The 2,989-nt window shown below is 39.4% G+C and carries 3 protein-coding genes; all 3 read left to right on the top strand.

Annotated elements, in window-relative coordinates:
- A partial coding sequence (locus AC220I_RS20685; protein ID WP_486725763.1) for a PASTA domain-containing protein occupies positions 1 to 1,716 on the top strand: 1,716 nt, incomplete at its 5' end.
- A 14-nt stretch (positions 1,717 to 1,730) separates the two neighbouring features.
- Positions 1,731 to 2,621 carry a ribosome small subunit-dependent GTPase A gene (rsgA, locus tag AC220I_RS20680; RefSeq protein ID WP_486725762.1) on the top strand — a complete coding sequence of 297 codons (891 nt, stop codon included), beginning with the start codon at positions 1,731 to 1,733 and terminating at the stop codon, positions 2,619 to 2,621.
- Positions 2,615 to 2,989 (top strand): ribulose-phosphate 3-epimerase (locus AC220I_RS20675; RefSeq protein ID WP_486725761.1); only part of this gene is annotated, 375 nt, incomplete at its 3' end. The genes rsgA and AC220I_RS20675, both read left to right, overlap by 7 nt.

The following is a 2,989-nucleotide window of genomic DNA, read 5'->3' as shown; positions in this document are numbered from 1 at the left end:
GTCATGGAGCTTGTTACAGGGAACACACTAAGAGACTACCTCAATAAAATGCACGGCTTCATGCGTGAAGAAGCTGTGATTAACATATCGCTTCAAATTGCTTCAGCCTTAAATAATGCCCATCAAAACAACATCATTCATAGAGATATCAAATCGCAAAATATCTTGGTCAATGAGCAGGGGAGTATTAAAGTGGCTGATTTTGGAATTGCAAGGGCAACCACAAAATCCACTATTGTTAATACCAAGGAGGTTGTCGGTTCTGTGCACTATACCTCGCCGGAACAAGCACGAGGTGGCTATGTAGATGCGCGAAGTGATATATATTCCCTTGGCATTTTGATGTATGAGCTCGCGACCAAAGAACTGCCATATGTTGCAGATACACCTGTTGCAGTAGCTTTAAAGCACCTAAAAGATGAGATGCCGGATATCCGCTTGATCAACAATCAAATTAGTGAAGGCTTAATTTCCATCATCCACAAGGCAACACAAAAGGATTTAAGCATGCGTTATCAATCGGTAAGTGAAATGATTGAAGATTTAAAACATGTTAGAAATGATAAAAACTATATCGTCGAAGAGCATATTTATTTGAATGACGAGACGATGGTACTCCCTAAAATTACAGAGGAAGATATTATGAATCATCAAATCAAAAAGCAACAGAAAAAGACCCTTGATGAGTCGCGTACCAAGCCAAAGAGTCAAAATAATAAGAAGCCACCTGTAAATAAGTTAAATGCAACCCTCGTGGTTTTGGCAGCCCTGCTTTTATCATTATTGGTATTTTCAGTATTTGCCGTAAATAAAATTCAGGATATGTTTAAGTCAGAAATTGTCTTGATGCCATCTGTCACAGGAATGGCTTCAGAAGAGGCCATTCGAATCCTTAATGAAAATGGTTTGATCGCTGATACCACTGAAAAGCGATTTAACAATGAAGTTGAGCAAGACCATGTTATATCACAATCCATACCAGAAGGTGAAGAGCTTAAAGAGGGCTTTACAGTAAGTCTTGTTATCAGTAACGGACCTGTGTTGGCAACAATACCAAATGTTGTACATCAAGACCTTCAAAAAGCTACTGTTATGATTGAAAACGCTGGACTTTCTGTGGGTGAAACGGATTACAAATTCAATGATTTACCTGCAGGGATGATTATTGAGCAGACACCTAAGGCGGGGATGCAAATCGGTGAAGGAAAATCCGTGGATTTGGTCATCAGCCAAGGGGTTAAAATCACAACAGTGTTAATTCCGAGTTTAGCTGGTAAAACACTTCAGGAAGCAGAAACAGCTCTTAATGATTTGGGCCTTAAGGTGGGGAGTGTAGAAGAAAGCTATAGCGAGGAAGTTGAGAAGGGACGCATAATCTCAAATGAAAATGTAGGATCAGAAGCAAAGCAAGGTGCATCTGTTAATCTCACCTTGAGTTTAGGTGTAGAAGGGGCAACAACTGATCCAGGGACAACAACAAATCCAAATGTTCAAATGACTTCAAGGTTGTTTGTTATTCCAACGGACACTTTCATCAACGATCCTGAATCGATTAAGGTGGAAATGGTACAAGGTGATGTTACCACGATTGTTTATGAAAAAACACATGCTAAAGATGAAAAAGAGGTTAAGTTTACAATAAAGGGCACTGGATCGGCTGTTATCAACATCTATTTCAGCGGTCAGTTGGTTAGTACACAATACGTTGAGTTCTAAAGAAGGAGTTGTAGATGGATTACGGAATCATCTTTAAGGGGATCGGGGGATTTTACTATGTAAAGTTCAATGATGCCATTTACGAATGCAAGGCAAGAGGTAAGTTTAAGAACCAAAAAGTAACGCCCCTGGTAGGCGATTATGTTCACATCAGCATCCAGGATGAGGAAAAGAAACTGGGGATGATTGAAGAGATTTTAGAGCGTAAAACAGAGCTACTAAGACCGACCGTGGCAAATGTTAATCAGGCCATTATTGTCTTTTCTATAAAAAACCCACTTCCAAATATCATTTTACTGGATAAAATGCTGGTTTTGGCGGAGCAATCGGCGCTTAACATCGTCATTTGCTTCAACAAAGCAGATTTAGATGTGGATTTTGATTACGAAAAATATGAAGCCATTTACTCCAGAATTGGATATCCTGTTCTAAAGACCTGTGCCATAGAGGGCGAAGGGATTGATGAGCTGAGCTATTATCTCAAGGATAAGATCACCGTATTTTCTGGTCCGTCAGGCGTGGGAAAATCGTCACTTCTAAATGCTGTGCATGAAGGCTTTACCTTGCAAACGGGAGAGATTAGTGAAAAAATTAAACGCGGTAAGCATACGACGAGACATTCAGAGCTTCTTGAGCTTAAGAATGGTGGTATTGTTGTGGATACGCCGGGCTTTACATCCCTTTCTATGCATGAAATAGAGGCGGAGGATTTAAAGGAGTATTTCCCTGAGTTCAGAATGATGGATGACCAGTGTAAATTTGATAACTGCATGCATATCAATGAACCGGATTGTATTGTTAAAGCGGCAGTTGAAGACAATCGTATTTCAAAGGATCGTTATGAAGCTTACTTGTATATATTAAAAGAAATCAGCGAACACAGGAGGAAACAGAAAAAATGGTAAAATTAGCACCGTCAATATTGTCGGCAGATTTTTCAAGATTACTTGAGCACGTTAAAGAGGTAGAAGAAGCAGGTGTAGAATACCTTCATGTGGATGTTATGGATGGCCATTTTGTACCTAACATATCTTTTGGTGCCCCTATTTTAATGTCATTAAAGGGGAAAACTAATCTTTTTGTAGATGTTCATCTTATGATTGAAAACCCAGATCAATATGTGGAAACCTTTGTTAAAGCAGGCGCTGACCTTTTAAATGTTCATATAGAAGCATGCCCACACATTCACAGAACCCTTCAATTGATTAAATCCTATGGCATAAAATCAGGTGTGACATTAAATCCAGGAACACCGCTTTCTGCCATTGAAGAG

The sequence above is a fragment of the Fusibacter sp. genome (assembly GCF_057447755.1).
Note: the sequence above shows the minus strand (reverse complement) of the source record. Positions and strands in the feature narration are given on the sequence as shown.